Source organism: Agarivorans sp. QJM3NY_25 (genome assembly GCF_050870875.2).
GTDB lineage: Bacteria > Pseudomonadota > Gammaproteobacteria > Enterobacterales > Celerinatantimonadaceae > Agarivorans.
This window is the reverse complement of the sequence record NZ_CP194041.2, coordinates 3,889,509-3,911,026: the sequence shown is the minus strand read 5'-3', so window position 1 is coordinate 3,911,026 and position 21,518 is coordinate 3,889,509. Positions and strand designations below refer to the sequence as shown.

The window sequence follows — 21,518 nt, the reverse complement described above, 5'->3', positions numbered from 1 at the left end:
ACCGCACGCCAGCGCAATGACGCAGTGTAACTAAGATTGCCTAGGAAGCGAAAGAGTTGCGTGTTTGGTTTGCTTAAAAATTGCGAATCAGGTGCTAAAAAGTTGCAGGTCTAGGTGCCACTAGTACTTGCAGAGCGTTCACTGTTGTGGAATAATCCTGCGCCCTTGGGTTCTCTTACCCCAATTATCAAAAAGATAGGTCGTACTATTATGTGGTTTTTACAATTATCTGAGGCTGAACGCCGCAGTGTTTTTATCTTGGCTGTGTTTCACATTGTGACGATTGCTGCCAGTAATTATTTGGTTCAACTTCCCTTCACTATTTTTGGTTTTCACACCACTTGGGGTGCGTTTACTTTCCCGTTTATTTTTCTTGCCACCGATTTAACGGTGCGTTTATTTGGTGCCAGTCGCGCACGGAAAATCATTTTCTCGGCTATGTTACCGGCGCTGCTAGTAAGCTATCTGGTTTCAGTGTTGTTTTATCAAGGCCAATTTCAAGGTTTAGCGGGCTTGCTTACTTGGAATAGTTTTGTTGCACGGATCGCGCTCGCTAGTTTTATTGCCTATGCGGTTGGTCAGCTATTGGATGTGAAGGTATTTGACCGTTTACGCCGTTTAAAGCGCTGGTGGATAGCACCGACAGCCTCAAGTATATTCGGCAATGTAGTGGATACCTTGTTGTTTTTCGGGGTGGCTTTTTATGCCAGTAGTGATGCCTTTATGGCGCAACATTGGCTTGAAATAGCATGGGTTGATTATGGTTTTAAGTTAGCAGTTAATTTGGCTTTATTTGTGCCGCTATACGGTATGTTGCTGCACTTCTTACAAAGCCGTTTATCAGTGCTTAGTCCCGCCTAATTAATCGCAACATGGCTTGAGAGTCATCGCCAAAGAGCTGGTTACAGCTCTTATTAGAAGATTCCGAGTCTTTAAGTTTTAGGGCGGGCCTGCTCGCTTGGATGCCTACCCGTCAAAATAACGTGCTTGCTTAGGGCTGGCCCGATTGTTTGGCTGCCATTGCTTTTTTCAACATGGCCTCGAGTTCACCGTGATGTTGCTTGGCGACCAGCGCGCTGGCGACAGCCGTTTCACGCATTAGCGTTGCGTTGAGCGCTTGAGTTTTTTGTCCCAAAGGGGTCTTGTAAAATGCAACCAACTGCGCCAGTTCTTCATCGGTGAAGTGTTTTAAATAGACTTCGGCAATTTTGGGTTTCATTTCTTCCCAGGTCAGATAATTATTGGCCCATTCGTTTAATATTGCCTGAAAGTCTTTTAAGGGCGGATTTTGTCGCATTAATGCCTTGTTTAGATTACTGCGGATCGCTGCCATTTGTTGTTCACTATCATTGAGTGCGAGCAGGTCATCAACGGGGGTCGCTTGTAGTGAGAAACTGGCAATGATTAAGGCGGCACCGATAAAGGTTTTCATAAGGTCATCCCTGATTACTATGAGAGTGTGGGCAACACAAAGTCGCACTTGATAAGGACTAAGCCTACACTGTCTAGACCAAGGGGGAAAGCATCTGCGTGGCAGTTTTAGCCTCGTTTAGGCTAGAATAAATGATTTTTAAGTCTGCAAAAGGTGTCCATGGCTAAATCGAAACCTCAAGTAAAGCTACATAGTTACGGAATTTATAATCAGTGGGATAGTGAGGCCAAGGCGCTACCACAAATTGTTGAGTTTACGCAGCGAGTTGCCGCGCAAGTGGATGTCGAGTTTGGCTTGATTGTGAATATCAAAAAAGCCAAGGGGCAAAAGTTACGTTATTGCATTTATCATCCTAATATTCCAGATGATCATGGTCGAGTCCGCCCTCCATTTGATGGGGAAGTATATGTGCGCAATAACGATTGGGACTTCTATTTAGGGGATACAATTTGGCCACCAGTGAGCAATAAGCTGGGGACGTGGCGAATGACCATCGAATTGGCTGGCCAGCTGATTGCCGATAAATCCTTTGAACTCTACCAAGACCAACCCGGAGATCCACAGCAGTTTTATCGTCGCCGAGGGATGTGAGTGTTTACTTGTATCCAAGCATTAGCCATTACGCTCCCTCGCCGAACTATTATACTGGCTTTCATGCTATTTTTTCGGTCGTTTATTTGTTAGCTAAAAGCGAGGGAGGCTGCGCTTGAATCACGAGTGGATAAAAATGCCTAGCAGTTATCGCTATAGGCTAGCCTTGGCGAAGTAGTGACGGAATAATTGATAGAAGCGAGTGACATGTATTGGTTTCTCGCCTTTATATTGATGTAAAAAATAAAAATGCCAAGCTTTTCCTCTCACCTCTGGTAGCACTCGAATGACTCGTCCGTTAGCGAGATGAGATTGTGCTAAGAACTCCGGAAAAAATGCGATCCCCATATCATGCAATACCATCTCAAGTACTGTTGCCAGTGTATTTACTCGGGCGTGATGTGTCACTTTCACTTGTCGTTTATTGGCTTGATTATTATCAAATAATTGCAATTCATCATGTTGCCAAGGGGTCGCGATAAACTGCTGTTCGATTAACTGTTCAACATCTTTTAAAGTACCATGTTGTGTGATGTAGCGAGGTGAAGCGATTAATATCTCTGATACCTTTCCTATTGATAGTGCTCGGTAGCTGCAGTCTTTTATATTTCCCCCAAAAATTGCCGCATCTAGGTTGTGCTCTATCAGATCTTGCCATTTTCCCGTGACAAGAACTTCAGGCTGAAGTTTTGGAAACTCTAAACTCAACTGTTTTAATGCAGGAATAACAATATGTTGCTCAAAAAACGGAGGGACGGATACTTTAAAGCTACCGCTAGGCTGCGATTTGGCACTATTTAACTCAATTAAGGTCATATTTAGTTGTTCGCTAAATAATTCACTGCGGGCGAGTAACGCTTCTCCAACGGCTGTTAATACAAGACCTCGAGTATTACGTATCAATAATTGTTGACCGGTTGTTTCTTCTAAGCGCTTAATTTGTTGGCTAATTGCCGACTTACTCAGGCCAAGCTTGTTAGCCGCCTTTGTAAATGAACGTTGATTGGCCACTTCAACAAAAATTAATAGTAAAGGCGCTAATTTTACGCTGTTCATAAATTTAAACAGTAAGTTAATTATTGGGTTATTGTTTAGTGTTAATCGTAAGCATAAGCTATGTCAACTCAATCATTTAAGGATTTAGAAAATGACAAGTTTAGTGATCGTCGATGTGAGCCCTATAGATAAAACGCAACTATCAAAATACAGCGCCCTAGCTGCTGAAACATTGAAAGCCTTTGGTGGGCACTTCATCGCCAGAGGTGAAATAGAGAGCTTACATGGTGAAGTTGAGCACCCAATTAAAGCCGTCATCGAATTTCCAGACAAGAAAAGCGCCCAAAATTGGTATAACAGTGCAGCATATCAAGCGATTATTCCAATCCGAGAGCAAGGGATGCGCAGTCAGTTTCATCTCGTTTAAATTTGATTTAAACCGCCGGAGTGGCATGACCGAGGTAGGCAGCGCTAGCTGGAGGTGAAAGACCTCCGGCTAGCCGATTATGTTGGTGGTTCCGAGGTCGCTACTCTTTGGTTTTTTCGAATGAACAGCAAGTGCTGATTGTAAAATTCACTTTCGATACAAGCATGTTGCAACGCCTTCTTGTATATTGAAGCTACAAATATATCTGCCAGACTAAAGTGTGTACCTATAGCATATCCCGATTCATTACAGAGAGTTGCGCTTAGTCGTTCAAGGCAATGTATAATCCAATCTCCGCGGAGTTTTCGTTTAGATGGTTCATCGAGCTCAGGACGAAAAAATTTGAGCACAGTTCTATTTTGAGGTGAATGAATACTTGAGTTTACGTATTCACAAACACGACGAATATTGGTTTTTTGGTTGATATTTTGACTAAGTAAAGGACCGTTCTGAAATTTTTCCTCTAGATATTCGGCGATAGCCATCGATTCCGAAAATACAAAACCATCTACAGCCAAGGAGGGAACATAGCCAAAAGGGTTAATGGCTCGATAGCTGGTTGCCAATTCATTGGCGCTAAGCTCAATTTTTTGGTGTGGGATAGCTTTGAAATTGAGGATCCATTCTACTCTTTGCGAGCTATTTGATCCTTTCGCGCTATACAGCAATATTTCCATGTTTCCTCCGAAAGTATAAGTGTTGATTCAATAAAGTCCTTTATGCTAACAAGGGAATTTCCTATTTTAAGGCTGTTGGAGAAACTCATATTACCACTTTCATTAGGATTTTAAGGAATTGAACGTATATCGACAAACGATAGATGCTCATAGGAAAGGACTCGTAGAAAGCTGAAAATGAAGAATACTAACTGACCTCACCGTGAACTGGTCGTTGCTTGGGAGGATGATAATAGGCAGTGATTGCGGGCGCATCAGCAGATAAATGACTGCTGATGCGCAAGTGCTGAGTTTTATTGGCCGCGAGCGAGATAGCCAATTTGGTAATATTGTTTTTGCTCACTTGGCTGGGTGCTGGCTTGGTTGAGCCAGTTCAGCTTCAGCGAAGACCAGTTAGAGCAGTCGAAGCCAATCAGATCGGCTGTATCTGTGCTTGTTGATTCGATACAAGCGTAAGCTTGCTGCTCTGGCATCTTTATTTCACCTTCAAGTAGCCAGCTTTTCACCGAAGGGCGACCGAATTGCTCACTCAACGCGGCAAAGCCAGGACTGCGCAAAAAGCTCGCCATTGCTGAGGTATCTTTCCATAGGTAAAAAGGGGCGTAACTATTGACCGTACTGAAGTAGTCTGGACTATCTTTGATTGAATATAAATAGGCCTTGAATACTAATCCGGGGTAGCCATCGAGTAGATGGGCTTTTTCTTTAATCCTTGTTTGAATATTGACCATGTTGTAATCGGCCGGAAGGATAATTCGATATTGCATGGCTATCATAGAGCCTCCGTAGTGAATATCTGACCTTGACTAAAAGACCAATCTTCAGCGTGGTTGAAACAAATGACCACCATTAAATCGGCAGGCGCGAGGTCCAATTGTTGCTGACACTGCTCTGCCAATTGTTGGTACAAGTTTTGTTTTTGCAGGCTGCTCCGCGGGCGCCCAGCGGTGATTTGAATGAGCACATAATCATCGCTTCTGCCGGGACTCAAATAGGTGGGGTGAATGACTCGATTCTCGCTCTCATATTCATCAAATAGTTGAAAACAATCATTGGTCGGTACTGCAAAGCAAGACGCTAAGCTTTGTTGTAGGATCTGGCTGAGCTTTTGTTTGTAGCTGCGGTTGTGTCCGCGGGGTAAAGATATTCTGACCATTGGCATGGAACTTACCCCTGTGGTTCGATACGAGAGAGGCTACTGACCGCCGCTGGCCAACCTGCGTAAAAAGCCAAGTGGGTGAAGAGTTCCCCCAGCTCTTCCTTGGTTAAGCTATTTTTTTCTGCCAGGGTTAAATGAAACGGCAGTTGTTCGGTTCGGCCTAAAGCTGCCAGTGCCGCTAATGTTATAAGGCTGCGCTCTCGTGGACTTAATAAGGGGCGCTGCCAAACATCAGCAAATAAGACTTGCTCGCTCAGTTGTTTTAATTTTGGGGCATAACGAAATAGTTGTTCGGTGTTGTTCATGATCTTTCCTCGAATTTTGGGGTTGCTACTTGAAATACCCATTGATTCTGGCATGATGTGTTGATACATAAAATCAAAACATTTTTGATTAATTGTTTTGAATTTCAGGATGATTTGAATGAGCCAACAAACCTTAGATCTTCAGGCCTTACGTAGCTTTGTATTGGGCATGGAATTAAACAATTTCGCGCTTGCTGCCAAGCGCTTACATCGTTCAAGTTCTGCGGTGAGCGCTCAATTAAAGAAGTTAGAGCAGCAGACGGGTTGTCCCTTAGTTAAAAAATCAGGTCGCCAGCTGTTGCCGACTGATAGTGGAGAGCAGTTGCTTAGTTATGCAAGACGCCTATTAGCATTAAATGATGAAGCGATGGCGGCTTTGGTGGTTCCCGAGTTAACCGGGAAGCTGCATTTTGCGATGCAGCAAGACTTTTCTGAGAGCTTTCTGACTCAAGTGCTGGGACAATTTAGTCGCGCTTATCCGCAAGTTCAATTGTGTACTAGTGTGACCCGTAATCAACAGTTAGTTCAAGGCATTGAGCAAGGGCAATATGACTTAGCGCTGGCCTGGGATGCCGGTCAAAGTTGCGCTAATCAACAAGTTTTGGGTGCGCTTCCCTTGCTGTGGTTAAGCCATCCTAACTTGTCGCTGGAGTCATTGTTGCGACGTCGACAAGCCCTACCTTTGGTGATGTTTGAAGCACCCTGCTTAATGCGGGAGAAGGCCAGTGCAGCACTCGATAAAGCGGGAATTCCCTGGAAGGTGGTTTATAGCAGTCAGAGTTTGAATGGAATCTGGGCTGCGGTGGAGGCGGGTTTGGGGGTCACCGTACGCACCAGCATTGGCTTGCCAGCCAGCCTTTTGGCCATTGATGATTTATTGCCATCCTTGGGGAATTTAGGATTATTAATGCATCGCACCGAGGGAGCGGAAAAGCCGGAAGTTGTTCGCTTAGGAGAGATTGTGCGCCAGCAAGTCGTTAGTCGCTGTTTAAAGTTGCCGGCTTAAGCCCGCATTGTTGATGGTGAGTGAGGTTTGTTGCATGGTGATGATGCAGGCTCGCGATCAAGTATTTAAGCCTAGTCAATGGTTCGTCTCAGGGCAGCCCTGAGCAGGGCAGCCCTTGCTTTAATGAATCACAAATGGCACTCAAAATTGCGCCAGTATTTAGCCCATCATTAGCGTGCTAAAGTAATACACTGCGGCATAACCCACGGTGTAAGAAATCAGCAAATAGAGGAAGTAGCGTAAATAACTACCAAAGGTTAAACCATCAATTTTACTCATGGCAACAATGCCTGCAGCTGAGCCGATCACCAGTAAGGAACCGCCCACACCAACTGCGTAAGTCAAACCCAGCCAATCTGGCGCTGACATGCTAATACCGGCTTTCAATAAGGCCGCGGTGAGTGGCACGTTGTCGATGGTGGCAGACATTGCGCCCATTAGATAGTTAGCGGCGATTGGTGGTAAGACTTCGTATACCGAAACCAGCTGGTCGAGTACATCTATTTCTTTCAGCATGCCAACCAATAGCAAGATCCCGAGGAAGAATAGTAGGGTTTCAAATTCAATGACTCGAATGTATTCCAAAATCGAATCTTCGTCTTGGTCTTCGTTAAAGAAGCGGGCGGTGAGGAACATTAACGACATGCCAAATAGGAAACTAAGCACAGGCGGGATTTGATAGAGCGCATTGCCAAAAATGGTACAAACAATAGTTGCCAGAAAGATCATCGCAATAACCGCATCTACTTTGCGAACTTCGGTAATATGACGTTTGATTTCAATCGTATCTTTCATGCCAACAGAGAGCATTAGTGCTAACAGTAATACCGAGAAGAACGAAGGGATCGACAGTAATAATAGATCGGTAATGGTGACCTTATTGGCAAGGAAAATCATCAAAGTTGTAACATCACCGGTGATCAATGCTACCCCACCAGAGTTGACTGCAAATACCACCAGAGTGGCAAAACGCAGGGTTTTCTTGCGGCTTAAGTTGAGCGATAGGATCAAGGTAACCGAAACGAGTGTGGCGGTGATGTTGTCGGCTAAGGAAGAAAAAACGAAACAGAAGACAGCAGTTAGAAACAGTAGCGCTTTTTCACTAATTTGTTTTGGTAAGAAAAAATAGATAAGATTTTCAATCATACCTTTTTTATTTAAATAGGCTACGAAGGTCATTGCCGCCACAAGGAATAGCCATAATCCAGCAATTTCTGAGATGTTTTCCCCAAGCCCATCGATGACTTGTTGATGCTGCTCCCCCTGTCCCTGAAAGATGAATAACAGGATCCAGGCCAAAGTCCCCAAAAACAGTGTGACCTTGGCTTTATTGACGTGAATTACATCTTCTAGAACTACACCTAACAGCGCCAGTACGGCGAAGCTGATTAGTACTACCTCTAAGATTGGAGACATCTTTTTTCCTTGTTAATTAGCTAATGGGTCGGCATTGCTTAAAGCGATCGTCGGCCAATGAGTGCGGCAAACAGCTATGGAGAAGCGCTGTTGATAGAATAAATTGACGGCGAATTATAGGACTAAAGTGCCAGCAGAAAAAGCCTTGTAGCATTTTAGATCCATTTTTTTTACAAAACTCTTCTTATTCATTTACTTGTCGCTGTGGGTGTTTGAATTGTGTTGAGCTTTGTGGGTTGGTGTAACAAAGGGCGGTTGGCTGTAGTTTAATTGGGAGGTTAGAGAGGAACTCAGCGAGGATGATAAGCTTAGTTGATCAGGGGGACTCAAGCAGCCAAGATTTTGGCTGCTTTTTTGCTTCACCGTTAAAAATCAGGGAAGCCCGAAGCTTCCCTGATTGTTACATAAAAGGTCTGCATTACTACCGATTAGTAGTCGTCATCATAATCTTGATCGAGATGGCGTTGTAACTGCCTACGCTCGTGGTATTCATCAATGCGGCGACGAGCTTTGGCTTTGTCCCGCTGAGTTTTATGACTTTTTGCGTTATGGAGTAGGTCTAGTTCGTCCCATTCGTCCATATCGTCAAAGCTTGGTTGTGTCATAAATCTGCTCCAACACTGACTTCATCGAGTTCAAGCGCGCTCTCATTATCTCTGGCTGTTGTGAGATACGAAAAATGTACCTTAAAAGTATAGCCTTGAAAGTGAAGCTTTTGTTAAGTCTTAACACTTTTGCGTAGTGGGTCGAGCTTGCTTTTGTCAGGAATTCCATTACCTTTGTAGCTGAATGTGGTGTGATGTGGTCTTGCTGTTATCTTTGCTTCTAATAAATAGAACATTCCTTAACATTAAATTCGATTTTATTAGATGGCGTTATCGGTAATGCTAATCCACTAGAAAATGTTAAAGCAACAAAAAGGACTGTTATGCAGTTTCGTAATACCGCCAATGGCTATGGTTTCATCTCGATTATGATCCATTGGCTCGCCACCATCATTGTGCTGATGTTGTTTGGTTTGGGCCTGTTCATGGTGGATTTGAACTATTACTCGAGTTGGTATCAAACCGCGCCGATGATCCATAAAAGTGTTGGGATCTTATTGTTTATTTTAATGGTTTTTCGCTTATGTTGGCGCTACTTAAATCCTCAGGTCTTAAGCCTTGAAAACCATCATCCCTTGGAAAAACGTGGCGCTAAAGTCGGGCATTTTCTGCTTTACTCTGTGATGTTTGTATTGATGGTTTCTGGTTATTTGATTTCCACTGCCGATGCTCGTCCCATCTCTGTATTTGATTGGTTCGAAGTGCCGGCTACCTTGCATGGTATTCCTCAGCAAGAAGAATTTGCAGGCAAAGTACATGCGTTTCTTGCTTGGAGTTTAATCGCTTTGGCGGCCGGGCATGCCTTGGCTGCTGTAAAACACCACTTTGTAGATAAAGACCGAACATTAATTAGGATGTTGAAACCCGCTCGTATACTAATGAAAGGAATAAAAAAATGAAAAAACAGTTTATTGCTGCTGCATTTGCGGCAAGCATGTTCGCTTTACCGGCCAGTGCCGCAGATTATGTCATTGATACCCAAGGCGCTCATGCCTCGATTAACTTTAAGGTTAATCACTTAGGTTACAGTTTTGTGGTTGGACGCTTTGATACTTTCGATGGTGAATTTAGCTATGATGCGGCTGCTCCAGAGGCGACTCAGGTGAAAGTTAATATTGATACTAAATCGGTAAATAGCAATCACGCTGAGCGTGATAAACACATCCGCAGTGGAGACTTCCTAGAGGTTGATAAATATCCGCAAGCCAGCTTTGTGAGCACCAAGTATGAGGCCAGTGATGCAGAACATGGCAAGTTGTACGGTCAACTTACCTTACGCGGGGTGACGAAAGATATTGTGATTGATGTGAGCAAAGTTGGTGAAGGTAAAGACCCTTGGGGTGGTTACCGTGCTGGTTTTGTTGGTTCAACCCAGTTAGTGATGAAAGATTATGGTATTCCGATGAATTTAGGCCCTAAATCCACCTCTGTAGAAATGGATTTAGTGATTGAAGGTCGTAAAAAGTAATCCTGTTGTAGCCTAAATGCGCAGCATAGCCTCCTAGCTAAGATGCCCAAGTGAAATATCTAAACTTCACTTGGGCATTATTTTCTCAAAACCTACTCTGCTTCTTGGTTGTGACTTTTAAGCGATGGAGAAGTATTTTCTTGAAACGGTTTTCAGTCTATTTATTTGTGGTTCCCCCTATCAAAAAAACATAAATTTTTGATTAATAGCCAAAAATTTATGTTTGCCATTGTCTTTCTGAGGCATCACATTTACTCTTATTGAGTTTTTTATCTTCATAGCTGAGCGATGTAGAACGGATTAGCTGAAAGCTCAACACAAGGAGTGTGGTGTGATAATTGGTATTATGTTTGGTTTAGTCATCGCTGCGGTATTGGTTTATCGACTGCGCTATATTCATTGTACTTTTGTCTGTGAGCTACGCTCTGGCAAAGTGAATGTTATCAAAGGCCATCTACCGAGCTCATTTATTTATGATTGCCGCCAAATGATGCGGGGAAGGAAAGTACTCGGTTTAATCAAAGGGATTGAAAGCAATCAACGATTACATTTGCATTTTTCTTCGTCTATTGATGTGGCAGACCAGATCTATTTGGAAAAACAATTTCCGCACAAACTTTATAGTCAAAAAACTTCAGAGACCAGCAGTAGCGTTTTTCTCGATTAGCCTGCGGCCTATTACCGAGCTTTTTTACTCTGGTGATGTTATCGACCCATCACTTCAACTGTTGTGATATATGGCTGCTTTTTAGCGCTTTAGCTTTTTGGGTAAAGTGAGTAGATGAGGCTGATTTAGAGCGCGTTTAATAGTTTTTATCAACCATATACAAAATATCATGCAGAACATCATCGATAAGGCGAGCGCTATATTTTCGAGGGTTGAGAGTTCTTTTGCTGGCCAGCCATGGTTGGCCATAGCTGGGTTCGCTATAAATAATGTTGCAGCCGATGCTGCGAGAGTCAATTGATGTTTCATAAAGCACCATATATTAAATGATAACTATTCGCATTTAGTGTATAGTGCTTTTTCTCAATATACAAGTGACTTTTGTTTATAGGTGAGAGGTGCGTAACTTAAACATTCTTTTTGCTTCCGTAATGACTAAGTCGCGCAGCGGGTTTTCTGGTGTATCGTTCCGCCAAATAAAAGACAGTGAGCGTTCAATGTTAAGTTCAGGTACATTGAGTACGACCAATTCGCCACGCTCTAAAGCTTTTATCACATCCAGATAGGGCAGGCAGCTAAGATAACTATTGTTAGCGACCAAAGAACGAAGCACCGGTACATGCTCATATTCGCGATGCACTTTTAGGCTTTCGATGGTGCCTTGAATGGCACTATCAAATACTCGTCGTGTGCCTGCTCCGGGCTCACGTAATACCCAACGTGCTTGCTCCAACTGAGCAATGCTGACTTTTTCGAGTTTGGCGTAAGGATGGTGGGAGGCGGCAACAATCACTAAGTGATCATTACACCAGATGTGGTGAGCGATACGGTCGTCATCACAACGCCCTTCAATGACCCCAAGTTGGTAGTCGTAGTTAATTAGGCCATTGATCACTTCAGCGGTATTTTCTACTGAAAAGTTAATTCTCAATTGAGGGAAATCGTTATCGATCGCGCTAATTAGGTCGGGGATCAAGTGTTCCGCTGCGGTTTGGCTGGCGCAAAGTTGTAGTTCACCACTCACCAAGTGCTGGTTTTCGAAACCTTCTTCTATTTGCATTGCATCGAGTAATAGCTGTTTGGCTTTGGGTCTTAGCCATAGACCCCATTGACTTAATACCATCCGTTTGCCTCGACGGTCAAACAAGGGTTTACCTAACAGTTTTTCTAATTGTGCGAGCGACATGCTGGCTGCTGACTGGGTTAATGCGAGGTGTTCAGCTGCTGCGCTGACACTACCATGGGTGGCAACGGCTTCAAACACGGTTAATTGCTTTAGGGAATAACGCATTAATCACTCCAGTGAGTATCGGATGACGGCCAACTTTCAAGCCTAGCATAGTAAAGCTAAGTGCTATCAATAGTTTTGATAGCGGTCATAAAAATTATGCGCTTACTGCGGAGCAATTATCTGTTTAAGGTAGTGTCACGATTAGCTACCGAGCGGCTGAGCTGCTTTCAATAAAGGTTTTTGTGGGAATGAATCAACAGCAACCCGAGCGTTTTAATGCCCCATTTGTAGTATCAACAAGTAAGCCAAGTGCCTTGCCTGTTCATGCTTCAAATGCTGCTTTAAGCCCGGATCAAATGACACAGTACGCCGAACAGTATGCCTATAAGAAGGCGAGTGGCAGTACTGGTAAAACTTTGAGTTTAGCAATTAGCGCAGGAATATTTATTGGTCTTGCTTTCGTTTTCTACATTACGGTGACCACTGGCTCAGGACAACAATTGGGCTGGGGCTTTAACCGCCTATTTGGAGGTTTAGCATTTAGTTTAGGTTTGGTACTGCTAGTGGTCTGTGGCGGTGAGTTATTTACCAGTACGGTATTGTCTATTATTCCTCGGGCCAACGGTAAGTTGAATACTCGGCAGATGCTCGCGAACTGGAGCAAGGTTTATTTAGGTAACTTTATTGGTGCCATCTTACTGGTTGGAATTGTCAGTGGCGCCAAGCTTTATCAATTGGATCATGGACAGTGGGGCTTAAATGCCTTGGCGATCGCACAACACAAATTAGAGCACAGCTTCTTGCAAGCCGTATTGTTGGGAATGTTGTGTAATTTGTTGGTGTGTTTAGCGGTATGGATGACCTTTAGTACCACGTCGAGTGCAGCCAAGGGCGCATTAGTGATTTTGCCTGTGGCGATGTTTGTGAGTACCGGTTTTGAACACATCGTGGCCAATATGTTTATGGTGCCTTTAGGGATCGCAATTAAAACTTGGGCTGAACCATCGTTTTGGAGCGATTTAGGGATTCAATCCAGCGCTTTTGCTCATCTTACTTGGTCAAACTTTTTTTGGCACAACGTCATTCCAGTCACTATCGGTAACATCATTGGTGGCGCAGTGATTGTGGGCTTGGGCTATTGGTCAATCTACCACCGTAAGCCACAAGCAAAAATCCATTCAAGTTCTATATCTGTTTTATCAAATCAAATTTCTGGTCCTATCGGAGAACCAACTATGCAAAACTTAAAATCGATGACTGTTGCCGACATTATGTCACCGGTAACCACCCCCTTAAGCCCGGATATGACTCTGGCGACAGCCTGTGATGCATTGTTGGCGAATGGCTTGTTTGGCTCTGTGGTCGTGAATCAACAGATGGAATTACTTGGGTTTGTTTCTGAATTAGAAATTTTACGTAAGTTATGGCTGGAAGATTACAGCAAACCAAGTGCGACTAACGTAGAAAGTATCATGCAAAAGGACGTAATGACCGTGGCTCCTAATCATAATTTACTTAAACTAGCAGAATATATGAGTGTTGATGTTGCTCAAGTGTACCCCGTTTCTGATTCAGGTGTATTGTTGAGCAGCACTCATCAACCACTTGAAGAGCGGCTACGTAACAGCAGTGTTTACCGTCCGAAGATTTTCCCTGTTGTTGATAACGGTAAGTTAGTCGGTGTTGTTACTCGTCATCAAGTACTGAAAGCCTTGCGTCCAGCACTCGGTGCGCCAGCCAAAGTTGAAGCCGAGACTTTTAAAGCAGTTGCTGAATCATCAGTAGCTTAAGGTAAACTAAGCGTTTGTCGCTGCTGTAAATAGCGCAGCGCTTGTTGGCTGATAGAGGCGGTTGAAGATGATTCTCCCGCCTTTTTTAATGCCTGCTCGGCCTCGGGATAACATTGCAATTCCAGATAGAGCAAACCGAGGTTCAAGTAGTTGTGGGCTGGTTCGGTGTCGGGATAGTCAAGCGCTCGCTGTAAGCTATTGATACTTTGCTGCCATAGCCTTTGTTGCGCTTGTGCATAAGCGAGCTGTTGATAATGTTTCCTGCTCGGCTCAAGATTGAGCGATTGACTAAAACAGCTGGAAGCTTGCGGGTAGTCTTTGGCGCTTAGCCATAATTGGCAGCGTTTTTGGCGTAGTTTGGCTTGCCCTGCCATGCGCCCTTGCTGCATGCCTTGTTGTAATACCAAAGCTGCTTGATAAGGCGCGCCTTGGCTTTGCCATCGTTGACTGAGTAAAAGGTAGGGTTCGCTATTTTCAAATAAGTTGGCTTGAAAGGCTTGCTGTAAGTAAGCCAGCGCTTTATCGGGCTGTCGTGCTTGTTGTAACAGTGCTACCAGAACCAGATAAGCTTGAAGTTGCTGTCCTTGCCTCAATAATACTTGCTGTTGCACTCTGATGGCTAAAGGCCAGTGTTGTTGTTGGCTATAAATACTGACAGCCAGTGGTAGCCAAATTAAAGGAGGCACCGCGGGTTGTTTGGTTAAAGCTTGAGCGATGTGTTGTTCTGCTTTATTCCAATGTCCTAGCTGAGCATGCGCCTGCGCCAAGTAAAATTCACTATCGGCCAATACAGGGGGGGGGGGAGCTGTTGTGCTTGCCAAAGAAAAGACGTAATGGCGGCCGACCATTGCTGCTCTTGTAATTGTAGCTGCGCAATTTGGTAGAGAGTGCTGTTTTGTTGGTCATCGGAAAGTTGCTGTAAATGGTAAGCCTCTTGCAAATTGTTGAGCGCTTGAGCATAAGTTTGCTGTTCCAGAGCAACTTGACTTCGATAAAGCAAAGCAACGGTTTGTGCGTAAGCCCGTTTTTGTTGTTGATATTGATGATTTAACTGCTTGAGATAGTGTTCGGCCTCTGTGAATCGTTGTTGTCGCAGTCGTTGTGCGGATTGTAGCTGACGGCTTTCGCTTTGACTTAATTTGGCCGCATTGCTGCTAAATGAAATAAATATAATTGATAGTACGATTAAGTATTTACTGTTCATGCAAATTAAACTCAATCAGCTGGCGCGTTATAAAGCTTACTGACCGTTGTTGTTGATACTTAATGGGGAAACGCCAGTTCTGCACGGCACGGCGTGCAGCCTGTTCGAATATCAGGGCAGGCTCGGCCGCTAGTACTTTGATGCTTGAAGCCTTTACTCTGCCATCGGAGCCGACCATAAATTCTAGTTCAACCTTGCCTTTGAGGTTGCGTCGTTGCGCATTGAAAGGATATTGCGGTTTTACTTGGTAGCTCGGTTGAATTCCGAGTATGAGGCGAAGCGCCTTGCCTTCGCTCAGTAGGTTATTGGGGAGCTTAGCTCGGCCTTGGTCACGCTTGCGGTAAGAGCCGGTAGTTTAAGGGGGCTAAGACTAACTTTAGCGAGGGGGAGAGCGATCGCTGAAACCGAGAGTTCTATATTTGCTTGTGTTTGGTGAACACTGGTTGCTGGTGGACTGAAATGAAACTCCGTTGTGGTTGGCGCTAAATGAGGCGGTACCAGAGGTCGACGCTGAACCAATTCGGGCTTGCGGCTGTGACGTTGAGCAAATAACTGTATAGCAGCTAAGGGTTGCGCTTGGGGGAGCGGCACTTGTTTGAGTCCCGAGATGTTAGCCAGGAATACAAAAAAACTGCCCGCTACGAGCAGGCCTGCGGGAAAGGCGAATAAAAGGCGTAACATTAAGGTTGACTCGCTTGGGTTGCTAGGCGATAAGGAACTTTGGCTAAGCGAAGTTGATCTAAAAGTGCCACCAATTGCCCGGTTGTGGATTGTTGGTCGGCCTCGACTAAGATGGCAAAATTGGTCCGCTGCGTTGTTAATTGCTGAAGTTTTGTCTTGACCAAGCGTAGGTCGGTGCACTGGCCATCGAGTTCAATATTACCATCGGCGGCTAGGCTTAAGTGGCTGGCCGAGTCATTTTGTAATTGGCCAGTCTACGCACTTGGAGGATTCACTTCGATACTACTTGGTCTGACAAAACTGCTGGTGACAATGAAAAAAATCAGCATGATGAATACGATGTCCAGCATTGGCGTCATGTTGGTCTCGGCGTCTTCTTCCGGTTTATTGATGATATCGCGCCGTTTCATCTAGGCATCCCTTTTTATATTTGCTGGACGTCGTTGCAGCGCTAACTTACTGCGAGTGGTCCAGCGTTTAATATAAGTAAAATTGATTAAGTCGATGACGGCGATACTCATGCCTGTCATCGTGGGCAAACTTGCCCGAGCAATGCCTGAAGACATTAAATGTGGATCGGCGCTGCCCGCCAAGGCCATATTGTCAAAGACTTCAATCATGCCACTGACGGTGCCGAGCAAGCCCAATAAAGGACACACTGATTAGCGTTTTGATTAAGTTCAGGTGTTGATTCAGTTTAAGTTCCATATCGCAGCGTAGGTTAAGCCATTGATCGCGGTGTTCTAGGCCTTTTAGTTGAGTTTGGTAAGCCTTGTGTTGGGCTGGATAGCTGATCAGTCGAAACCGGTCTCGTTCCAATAATAGGTTCGCTAGTAATACCGAGAGGCCGAGTAACAACGATAAAACCCACCCTCCGAGATGCAACAGCAGATGTAGGCTGTCGAGGCTTGAGTGCAGCAACATCAGGCCATGCTTCATCATTTATTGGTCGACAGCATTGCTGGACGGTTCGTGTCGGTGTTGCTGAGCAAGCAGCGCTAAACCTTTCTGTTGAATCACTTGCAGTAATATTCGACTGCGAGCGCTCATCAGGCTACGGCAAAACAACAAGGGAATAGCGGCGAGTAGGCCCAGTAGCGGAGCGAGCCCAGCGAACAACTTGACTAAACTTTGGCCTCGCTCAATCTTTGGTAGTTCGCCTAATATTGCTTCATCGATACGTAGCTCTAAGTCCTCTAGGCGAGAGCTTGGCCCTTGGGCGGCGCTTAATACCCGAGCTAAGGCGTTATTGGCAGACAGCTGTTGGGGATGATTTAATTGTTGTCGTACTCTCCGTTCATTTTGTAAGAGTATGAAAAGACGGAATAAACCGACTACTAAGCCGACTAGTGCGAGCACCATGATTAGCCCAGCTACGGGACCGGCTTGTTTTAGTCGTTGTTGTCAGTTGGCTTGTTGCTTGGGGTGCGGGGATAGAGCTGTAATTTTTCTAGTGCTGCCTGCCATTCCAAGTATTGGCCCTGTTGATTGATAATATTAAAGCTACCAATTCTTAGTAAGTGCTGTCGCTGCACTTGACCATCGCTACCGATTATATCGGTATCAAAAAAACTGATACTGGCTGAATATTGCAGTTGTGCCAGTAACACCCGAGGGAATTGTTGCATCTCGGTCGCTGTGGGAAGACCTTGACGCTTGGCAAAGTCTAAACGCTTGCTGGCATCGGGGTACTACTCTGCTGCCACTAAGGATTTATCTAAGGCTATTTGGTTTTCTGTCGCCTTGGCCTTGATCAGTTCAAATACTTTTCCAAGTTGGCCACTACTTTGTTGAAGTTGCTGCTGGCTCAGGCTCATTGCATGTTCATTGTTCACAAACTGTTGTTTTAACAGCTGTTGTGTGGCTTCAGCCTGCGCTAAACGTTGGCGAGTTTGCTGTAATCGCAGTCGTTGTTGTTGAAGAGCTGGCTCAAATTGCTGTTCGCGTTGCTGGTTTAGTGCTTGGCTTTGGGTGAGCTTGAGTTGATTATTCGCCCAGCAAGTGATGCTATTGAAGCTGAGCTGCGAAATCATCAGTAATTTGGCCGGAGACAAATGCATTTTATGATTCCGACTTGTTGATGTGGTTTGATGGAGGTGGTACCGGTAAGCTCAGTAGGCGAGGCGCTTGTCGTTCCCAAGCAATAGCGATGGCATCTCTTAAACTGAGGTTGTCTGTAGGGCTTAAAATTTGCCATTGTTGCGTCGCTGGATCCCACAGTGCCGACTGCTGTGCGTTGAGCGTTTGATAGTATAAGGCGGTGCGATCAAGCCGAAAGAAATTGATCTGACGCTCGTTGAGCATGGCTTGATATGCCTCGATGGTCTCCCCATATTCCATTTCGATTTGGTAAGCATCTAATACTTGGCGATATTTTTCTGCCAAGTTCATATCAGCTCTGTTTAAAAGTTGCACGAGGTCCTGTAAGCGTAGCTCTCGTTCTTGGCTCAGAAATGGCAGATCTCTGGCGACAAATGGTGTGAGTTCATTCAACATCTGATGCACCAAGGGAAGGGCATGTTGTTCGCTTTGGGCTAAGGACGCGAGATCGCCTTTGAGTTGCTGTAACTGTTGTTGCTGCTGAAGGAGCATGGCATGTAAGTGCAGGTTATATTGCTCTAAGAGTTCGCTTTGCAAGCGTAATTGACGTTTTTCATTGAGGGTCGCTTGACGTTGTGCATCTAATTGATCGATTTGCTATTGTGAGCTTCGATTAAGTTGTTGGAGCTGGCGTTGATCTGCCAGCTTTGAAGGCATTAAGTGTTGCTTATTTGCTAGTACACTCGCTGAGGCCAGTAACAACGTAAATAGCATCAAATATTGATTCATATCCTCCGTCCTTGCAATGAATAGTCAATTGTCGTTACCAACACATTCATACCTTAATTTGAGAGAGCCAAAGCCAGCCAAAATCGGTTTAGGCTCATAACTTAACAAGCCGCTAGTATCAGATAAAATGACTCGATGAAGCTGAATTCTCTGCATGATTGGAGCCATTATGGGGGCTACATTTTCAATTGCTGGGGTCGATGCCTGCTGATCCATTGGATATTGACTCGAATTATGATGAGTTCTGAAATTGGCCACAACTTTAGTTGTCGCATCTTGCTGAATATGATGTAGAGTTAAACTTAATTAGCATATTTCTGGCTGGCATGGATGACTCGGCGGATTTCCCTCAAATATATTTTGTTTATTATTTGTATGATGGCGGCTTTGCTGCCGACTTTGATCGTGAGTTCTTGGTTACAACATCGAATTCAACAAAGTGACATCGCAAGTGTGCAACAAAAACATCGACTGCTGGCCAAGACGACTAGTTTTAACTTGTCGCGCTATGTCACTGACAGCGCAGCAATGCTGAGTGCTGTCAATCAGCAAATCACTTCTCAGCCTTTCCCCCAAGCGTTTTCTACTTTGCTACGTCAAGCCAATATCTATGCCTTATTTGAGTGGCAGATGAGCCGTGGGCAGCGTTTTTTTTATGCGGATCAAGCGCTGAATATCTTTGATGACGTACCGTTGCAACTGCGCACTGCAATGGCGCAGGCGAGGACTGATAAGACTCGAGTTGCATATAGTGCGGTGGTGACCGAAGGATTACCGCAAGCCACTATCTTTATGGTGATTTATCAAGGTGAAGATCGCTTTCTGATCGGGGCGCAAAGTACTGAGTTTTTAGTGCAAAGCCAAGCTGAGATAAGCTTTGAACAACAAGGTTATGCGATTTTAGTCGACCAAAATGGTCGCGTATTGGCGCACCCTAATGCTCAATGGTGGCAACGCGCTAAAGATTTATCGAGTTTAGCGCCGGTGATCATGCTTAAACATCACCGCGATGGGCTGAGTCAGTTTTATTCCCCTAATTTGCAAACAGAAATGGTCGCTGGATTTGCTAAAGTTGCAGAGACAGGCTGGGGAGTATTGGTGGTGCAGCCTGTTTCTGAATTGCTCTTATCTTCTCACCAGCTAAAGCAGTTTACCTTTTGGTTGTCGCTGCTATGTGTATTTGTGGTGGGGATGGTGAGTTGGTATTTAGCTTGTATGTTGATCCGTCCCATTTGCCAAGTCGTGGAAGCTGCTCAAGGCATCTCTCATGGAGAAATGGGGAAGTATGTGAATGTTAATCGACGTTTTATGCCAACCGAAATAGAAGCCTTACTGGTTAAATTTAATGCTATGGCGAGTGAAGTGTACACGAGTCGAATGTTGCTTGAGCAGCGGGTGAAGCAACGTACCGAAGCCCTGAGTAAAGAGGTGCAGGTTCGCAAAAAAGCGGAGCAGAGAATATGGCAACAAGCCAATTTTGATGCGCTGACGAAACTGCCAAATCGGCGCATGCTTAATCGTTTACTCAGTGACGCCTTGGCTAATCGTCGTCAGCAAGAGTCTGTTTGTTTAATGTTGTTAGATTTGGATCAGTTTAAGGGGATTAACGATACCCTTGGTCATGATATGGGCGATATGCTATTGCAAATAGCGGCTCAGCGGATCCAACATTGTATTGGCGAAGGTGAACATGTGGCTCGGTTGGGGGGGGATGAGTTTATCCTTTTACTCACTGACAGTGGTCGCGAGCAGCGAGTCACGAATTTGGGTGAGTTACTCTTAAAAACGCTGAGTACGCCGTTTCAACTTGGAATTGAACGAGTCTACATCTCGACAAGTATTGGGGTTGCCTTTGCTCCTAAGGATGGAGATACAATCGATGACTTGCTAAAACATGCTGATCAAGCGATGTATGTCGCCAAAAAGCAAGGGCGTAACCGTCTCAGCTATTTCACAGCATCTTTACAGGAGCAGGCACAACTGCGACGCTTGTTGGTGAACGACTTACGAATGGCGCTGGTCAAACAACAGTTGCATTTACGTTTTCAGCCCATCGTCGATTTAAGCAATCATCAGTTAGTCAAAGCCGAAGTGTTGGTGCGTTGGTTACACCCAAGTCAAGGCTGGATAAGCCCTGATGATTTTATTCAGGTTGCAGAAGAAACTGGGGTTGTCGTAGATATTGGCAACTGGGTATTTAGTTGTGCAGTCGCGCAATTACAACGTTGGCAAGAATTAGGTTTACCCGCGGTGCAATTGAGTATAAATACCTCCCCCAAGCAGTATTTTGAGAGCGGCTGTGATGTGAATGCTTGGCTCAATGAGCTGAGCGAGGCTGGGTTGTCGAGTAGTGCGGTTGTGATGGAAATCACTGAAGGTTTACTGATGAATAATAGCCCCACCGTTAACGAAAAATTACTCACCTTAAGCAAGGCTGGTATTGAAGTGGCACTAGATGACTTTGGTACGGGCTATTCGTCCTTGGCTTACTTGCAAAAATTTGCCATCGATTATTTAAAAATCGATCGTATGTTTATTAAAAACTTGAGTTTAGAGAGTGATGATTTGAGTGTTTGTAAAGCGATTATAGTGATGGCTCATAAATTGGGCATTAAAGTGATCGCTGAAGGGATCGAGACTGAAAATCAGTATCAGTTGTTAGCGAACGAGGGTTGTGATTATGCTCAAGGTTATTGGTTTTCTAAGCCCTTAAGCCAAGAGAGTTTTGAATTGCTGCTCAAATCTTCATCTCGAGTGTTACCCTTAGCGAGTGAGTCATATGGCCTGGTTCATGACGGTGGCGCTCGTGAGTGACATTTTAAACTGGGGTACACTTTACTTTAAGCCGCATATTCTCTGTTTCTCGGAATACGAGTACCAATTAGGCTTTAAATGGCTGTTGTTGGCATAACGAGGTGGTTGCGAGTGATAGACTTAGAGTGCTAGTCTGCGCGACAGCTGTCGCGATTACACATTTATCCGCGTCATCATTAATCGCCCAAGTTAAATTGACTTTGAACCCGATTAATACTCT

The 21,518-nt window shown here is 44.6% G+C and carries 28 protein-coding genes and 1 pseudogene; 9 read left to right on the top strand and 20 right to left on the bottom strand.

Going from position 1 to position 21,518, the window contains the following annotated elements:
* Positions 1–210: 210 nt before the first annotated feature.
* A complete protein-coding gene (locus ACRRSW_RS17865) occupies positions 211–861 on the top strand; it encodes a 7-cyano-7-deazaguanine/7-aminomethyl-7-deazaguanine transporter (RefSeq protein ID WP_432456145.1) in 651 nt (216 codons plus the stop codon).
* Between the two features lie 130 nt (positions 862–991).
* On the opposite strand, the gene ACRRSW_RS17860 is transcribed toward ACRRSW_RS17865, so the two are convergent.
* Positions 992–1,432: a DUF2059 domain-containing protein gene (locus tag ACRRSW_RS17860; RefSeq protein ID WP_432451899.1), complete on the bottom strand. Its 441-nt coding sequence runs from the start codon at positions 1,430–1,432 to the stop codon at positions 992–994.
* A gap of 159 nt (positions 1,433–1,591) precedes the next feature.
* Here ACRRSW_RS17860 and ACRRSW_RS17855 point away from each other — a divergent pair, with 159 nt between their 5' ends.
* Complete coding sequence (locus ACRRSW_RS17855) at positions 1,592–2,023, top strand: DUF3859 domain-containing protein (protein ID WP_432451900.1); 432 nt, start codon at positions 1,592–1,594, stop codon at positions 2,021–2,023.
* Between the two features lie 153 nt (positions 2,024–2,176).
* Here the strand turns inward: ACRRSW_RS17855 and ACRRSW_RS17850 are convergent, their stop codons facing one another.
* A complete protein-coding gene (locus ACRRSW_RS17850) occupies positions 2,177–3,079 on the bottom strand; it encodes a LysR family transcriptional regulator (protein WP_432451901.1) in 903 nt (300 codons plus the stop codon).
* A 91-nt stretch (positions 3,080–3,170) separates the two neighbouring features.
* Between ACRRSW_RS17850 and ACRRSW_RS17845 the strand changes: the two genes are divergently transcribed.
* Positions 3,171–3,446 carry a DUF1330 domain-containing protein gene (locus ACRRSW_RS17845; protein WP_432451902.1) on the top strand — a complete coding sequence of 92 codons (276 nt, stop codon included), beginning with the start codon at positions 3,171–3,173 and terminating at the stop codon, positions 3,444–3,446.
* Between the two features lie 77 nt (positions 3,447–3,523).
* On the opposite strand, the gene ACRRSW_RS17840 is transcribed toward ACRRSW_RS17845, so the two are convergent.
* From ACRRSW_RS17840 to ACRRSW_RS17825, 4 genes are all read right to left on the bottom strand, one after another.
* Complete coding sequence (locus tag ACRRSW_RS17840) at positions 3,524–4,123, bottom strand: glutathione S-transferase family protein (RefSeq protein WP_432451903.1); 600 nt, start codon at positions 4,121–4,123, stop codon at positions 3,524–3,526.
* Positions 4,124–4,416: 293 nt separating this feature from the next.
* A complete protein-coding gene (locus tag ACRRSW_RS17835) occupies positions 4,417–4,899 on the bottom strand; it encodes a DUF4865 family protein (protein ID WP_432451904.1) in 483 nt (160 codons plus the stop codon).
* A complete protein-coding gene (locus ACRRSW_RS17830; RefSeq protein ID WP_432460023.1) occupies positions 4,896–5,285 on the bottom strand; it encodes a tautomerase family protein in 390 nt (129 codons plus the stop codon). The genes ACRRSW_RS17835 and ACRRSW_RS17830 overlap by 4 nt, the downstream gene beginning before the upstream one ends.
* Before the next feature lie 5 nt (positions 5,286–5,290).
* On the bottom strand, positions 5,291–5,587 hold the full coding sequence (locus tag ACRRSW_RS17825; protein ID WP_432451906.1) for a carboxymuconolactone decarboxylase family protein: 297 nt from the start codon (positions 5,585–5,587) through the stop codon (positions 5,291–5,293).
* Positions 5,588–5,705: 118 nt separating this feature from the next.
* Here ACRRSW_RS17825 and ACRRSW_RS17820 point away from each other — a divergent pair, with 118 nt between their 5' ends.
* The gene (locus ACRRSW_RS17820; RefSeq protein ID WP_432451907.1) at positions 5,706–6,593 is read left to right on the top strand and encodes a LysR substrate-binding domain-containing protein; all 888 of its coding nucleotides are present in this window, start codon (positions 5,706–5,708) and stop codon (positions 6,591–6,593) included.
* Between the two features lie 159 nt (positions 6,594–6,752).
* Here the strand turns inward: ACRRSW_RS17820 and nhaD are convergent, their stop codons facing one another.
* The gene (gene nhaD, locus ACRRSW_RS17815; protein WP_432456146.1) at positions 6,753–8,000 is read right to left on the bottom strand and encodes a sodium:proton antiporter NhaD; all 1,248 of its coding nucleotides are present in this window, start codon (positions 7,998–8,000) and stop codon (positions 6,753–6,755) included.
* Positions 8,001–8,437: 437 nt separating this feature from the next.
* Positions 8,438–8,614 (bottom strand): PA3496 family putative envelope integrity protein, encoded by a 177-nt coding sequence (locus ACRRSW_RS17810; RefSeq protein WP_432460022.1) that lies wholly within the window; start codon positions 8,612–8,614, stop codon positions 8,438–8,440.
* A 323-nt stretch (positions 8,615–8,937) separates the two neighbouring features.
* Between ACRRSW_RS17810 and ACRRSW_RS17805 the strand changes: the two genes are divergently transcribed.
* The 3 genes from ACRRSW_RS17805 to ACRRSW_RS17795 all read left to right on the top strand — a co-directional run bounded on the left by ACRRSW_RS17805 (position 8,938) and on the right by ACRRSW_RS17795 (position 10,749).
* Positions 8,938–9,513, top strand: coding sequence for a cytochrome b (locus tag ACRRSW_RS17805; RefSeq protein WP_432460021.1), 576 nt, complete (start codon positions 8,938–8,940; stop codon positions 9,511–9,513).
* Positions 9,510–10,082 carry a YceI family protein gene (locus ACRRSW_RS17800; protein WP_432451910.1) on the top strand — a complete coding sequence of 191 codons (573 nt, stop codon included), beginning with the start codon at positions 9,510–9,512 and terminating at the stop codon, positions 10,080–10,082. The genes ACRRSW_RS17805 and ACRRSW_RS17800 overlap by 4 nt, the downstream gene beginning before the upstream one ends.
* Before the next feature lie 331 nt (positions 10,083–10,413).
* Entirely contained in the window at positions 10,414–10,749 is a 336-nt protein-coding gene (locus tag ACRRSW_RS17795) for a DUF3634 family protein (protein WP_432451911.1), read from the top strand.
* Between the two features lie 385 nt (positions 10,750–11,134).
* On the opposite strand, the gene ACRRSW_RS17790 is transcribed toward ACRRSW_RS17795, so the two are convergent.
* The gene (locus ACRRSW_RS17790) at positions 11,135–12,040 is read right to left on the bottom strand and encodes a LysR substrate-binding domain-containing protein (protein WP_432451912.1); all 906 of its coding nucleotides are present in this window, start codon (positions 12,038–12,040) and stop codon (positions 11,135–11,137) included.
* Positions 12,041–12,228: 188 nt separating this feature from the next.
* Between ACRRSW_RS17790 and focA the strand changes: the two genes are divergently transcribed.
* Positions 12,229–13,770 carry a formate transporter FocA gene (gene focA, locus ACRRSW_RS17785; protein WP_432451913.1) on the top strand — a complete coding sequence of 514 codons (1,542 nt, stop codon included), beginning with the start codon at positions 12,229–12,231 and terminating at the stop codon, positions 13,768–13,770.
* Here focA and ACRRSW_RS17780 read toward each other — a convergent pair.
* The 11 genes and pseudogenes from ACRRSW_RS17780 to ACRRSW_RS17730 all read right to left on the bottom strand — a co-directional run bounded on the left by ACRRSW_RS17780 (position 13,767) and on the right by ACRRSW_RS17730 (position 18,349).
* The gene (locus ACRRSW_RS17780) at positions 13,767–14,591 is read right to left on the bottom strand and encodes a tetratricopeptide repeat protein (RefSeq protein WP_439037763.1); all 825 of its coding nucleotides are present in this window, start codon (positions 14,589–14,591) and stop codon (positions 13,767–13,769) included. The two genes, focA and ACRRSW_RS17780, sit on opposite strands and share 4 nt — an antisense overlap.
* On the bottom strand, positions 14,513–14,974 hold the full coding sequence (locus tag ACRRSW_RS17775) for a hypothetical protein (protein WP_432460019.1): 462 nt from the start codon (positions 14,972–14,974) through the stop codon (positions 14,513–14,515). The genes ACRRSW_RS17780 and ACRRSW_RS17775 overlap by 79 nt, the downstream gene beginning before the upstream one ends.
* Positions 14,964–15,236: an energy transducer TonB gene (locus ACRRSW_RS17770; RefSeq protein WP_432461133.1), complete on the bottom strand. Its 273-nt coding sequence runs from the start codon at positions 15,234–15,236 to the stop codon at positions 14,964–14,966. Before ACRRSW_RS17770 ends, ACRRSW_RS17775 begins: the two co-directional genes overlap by 11 nt.
* Positions 15,237–15,268: 32 nt before the next feature.
* The gene (locus ACRRSW_RS17765; protein ID WP_432451915.1) at positions 15,269–15,655 is read right to left on the bottom strand and encodes a hypothetical protein; all 387 of its coding nucleotides are present in this window, start codon (positions 15,653–15,655) and stop codon (positions 15,269–15,271) included.
* A pseudogene (locus ACRRSW_RS17760) lies at positions 15,655–15,984 on the bottom strand (ExbD/TolR family protein). The gene ACRRSW_RS17765 and the pseudogene ACRRSW_RS17760 overlap by 1 nt, the downstream one beginning before the upstream one ends.
* An 81-nt stretch (positions 15,985–16,065) precedes the next feature.
* On the bottom strand, positions 16,066–16,275 hold the full coding sequence (locus ACRRSW_RS17755; RefSeq protein WP_432460018.1) for a MotA/TolQ/ExbB proton channel family protein: 210 nt from the start codon (positions 16,273–16,275) through the stop codon (positions 16,066–16,068).
* On the bottom strand, positions 16,268–16,597 hold the full coding sequence (locus ACRRSW_RS17750; protein WP_432460017.1) for a hypothetical protein: 330 nt from the start codon (positions 16,595–16,597) through the stop codon (positions 16,268–16,270). Before ACRRSW_RS17750 ends, ACRRSW_RS17755 begins: the two co-directional genes overlap by 8 nt.
* Positions 16,598–17,017, bottom strand: a complete 420-nt coding sequence (locus tag ACRRSW_RS17745) for a hypothetical protein (RefSeq protein WP_432460016.1) — start codon at positions 17,015–17,017, stop codon at positions 16,598–16,600. It abuts the gene before it with no gap.
* A gap of 29 nt (positions 17,018–17,046) precedes the next feature.
* Positions 17,047–17,283, bottom strand: a complete 237-nt coding sequence (locus ACRRSW_RS17740; protein ID WP_432460015.1) for a hypothetical protein — start codon at positions 17,281–17,283, stop codon at positions 17,047–17,049.
* A 63-nt stretch (positions 17,284–17,346) separates the two neighbouring features.
* Positions 17,347–17,715, bottom strand: coding sequence for a hypothetical protein (locus tag ACRRSW_RS17735; RefSeq protein WP_432460014.1), 369 nt, complete (start codon positions 17,713–17,715; stop codon positions 17,347–17,349).
* Position 17,716: 1 nt separating this feature from the next.
* Complete coding sequence (locus ACRRSW_RS17730; RefSeq protein ID WP_432461132.1) at positions 17,717–18,349, bottom strand: DUF3450 domain-containing protein; 633 nt, start codon at positions 18,347–18,349, stop codon at positions 17,717–17,719.
* Positions 18,350–18,814: 465 nt separating this feature from the next.
* Between ACRRSW_RS17730 and ACRRSW_RS17725 the strand changes: the two genes are divergently transcribed.
* Positions 18,815–21,298: an EAL domain-containing protein gene (locus ACRRSW_RS17725; protein WP_432460013.1), complete on the top strand. Its 2,484-nt coding sequence runs from the start codon at positions 18,815–18,817 to the stop codon at positions 21,296–21,298.
* Positions 21,299–21,518: the final 220 nt, after the last annotated feature.